General features: G+C 68.6%; 1 protein-coding gene. It reads left to right on the top strand.

Features of this window, described 5'->3' with window-relative positions:
* Positions 1-20: 20 nt before the first annotated feature.
* On the top strand, positions 21-1,329 hold a 1,309-nt coding region (locus ACWD3H_RS47680), incomplete at its 3' end, for a S1 family peptidase (protein ID WP_451959806.1).

Here is a 1,329-nt window from a genome sequence, read left to right on the forward strand (position 1 = left end):
CCGAGGTCGAGGAGGGATTCATGTCCCGCAGACATGTCGTCGCCACGGGCTGCGTGCTGGCGGTCACCGCGCTCACCCTGACGGGCGTGCCGGCCATCGCCGCCGGACCCCGGGCGCAGGACGTTCCGGTCACCGCGTCCGTCTGGAAACCGCCGTCGGGCATGCTGGAGGCGCTCCAACGCGACCTGGGCCTGACCAAGGAACAGGTGCGGGCACGTCTGGCCAACGAGATCCGTATGTCGGGGATCGAGGCAGACCTCCGCGAGGCGCTCGGCGAGCGTTTCGGCGGCTCGTGGCTGATGGGAACCATTTCACAGACTCTCGTGGTGGCCACCACCAAGCCCGCCGACCTCCCCACCATCGTCGCGGCGGGCGCCAGAGCCGAACTCGTCAAACGGTCGCTGACCGAACTCGCCGGGCTCATCAGTGACCTTAACGTGGACCTGCCGGGACGTGGCGGAGGGGGCGATGTGCGCTTCGTCGACGCCAGGAACAACAGGATCGTCATCCTGTCGAAGAGCCCCCTGGCAACCGAGGATCTCGTGGAGGCAGTGGGGGCCGACTCGAGCGTGGTGAAGGTGGTGCCGTCCACCGAGCGGCCCCGGCTCCTCACTGACGTGCAGGGTGGTGACGCCTACTACATCGGCAGTTCGAATCGTTGCTCCGTCGGTTTCTCGGTGATGCGCGGGACCCAGGCGGGTTTCGTCAGTGCCGGTCACTGCGGTAAGACGGGTGATGCCACCACCGGTTTCAACCGGGTGCCCCAGGGGGTCTTCCGGGCGTCGTCCTTTCCCGAGAACGACTATGCCTGGGTCGCGGTGAACGCCGGCTGGACGCCCAGGCCGGTGGTGAGCAACGGCAGTGGCGGCATCGTGCCCGTCGCCGGTTCCAGGCCGGCCCTGGAGGGTGCCTCGATCTGCCGGTCCGGCTCCACCACCGACTGGCACTGCGGTCTCATCCGGCAGCTCAGCGCCAGTGTCACCTACCCCCAGGGCACCATCCACGGGCTGACCCGTACCAGTGTCTGCGCCGAGCCGGGTGACTCGGGTGGTTCGTTCATCTCGGTGGACCAGGCCCAGGGAGTCACCTCCGGCGGCTCCGGCAACTGCACCACGGGTGGCGTCACCTACTTCCAGCCGGTCAACGAGATCCTCACCGCCTACGACCTGACCCTGCTGACCGGCAGCGCAGCCACCCCGCCGGGCACCGTCTCGCCCGCTCCGGCGGTCTGCACCGGCTACCCGAAGACCTACACCGGCACGCTGAACAACGGTCAGTCCGTCTCCCAGCCGAGCCGGTACTACCGGGCCGCCGTCGCCGGTACGCACT

The sequence above is a fragment of the Streptosporangium sp. NPDC002607 genome (genome assembly GCF_053592655.1).